The following is a 350-nucleotide window of genomic DNA, read 5'->3' as shown; positions in this document are numbered from 1 at the left end:
GACCTGGGAATCGAAGGCGTCGCGCTCGCTGTCATGCAGGAGCGTGAATGCGTGGGCGGCCGTGCCGATGCAGCGGATGCCGTAGCGCTTGGCGGCCTCAAGGTCGGAGGTGCCCTGGAAGCCACCGATGATGGCCGCGCGGGCAGCGGAGACGGCGGCACGCTCGTGGGCGCGGCGCGCGCCCATGTCCATGCAGGGACGGCCATGAGCGGCGATCGTCATACGCGAGGCGGCCGAAGCCACGGCGCAGTCGTGGTTGAGGATCGACAGGAGCAGGGTCTCCAGGAGCGTGCAGTCCGCGAAGGTGCCCTCAACGGTGAGCAGCGGAGAGCCGGGGAAGTAGCACTCGC

The 350-nt window shown here is 69.7% G+C and carries 1 pseudogene; it reads right to left on the bottom strand.

What is annotated here, in order from left to right:
- Positions 1-350: pseudogene (locus QP415_RS11000) on the bottom strand (nicotinate phosphoribosyltransferase); the annotation flags it as partial.

Source organism: Pauljensenia sp. UMB3104 (assembly GCF_030217285.1).
GTDB lineage: Bacteria > Actinomycetota > Actinomycetes > Actinomycetales > Actinomycetaceae > Pauljensenia.
The sequence above is the reverse complement of the archived record's forward strand: the minus strand, read 5'-3'. Positions and strand labels throughout refer to the sequence as shown.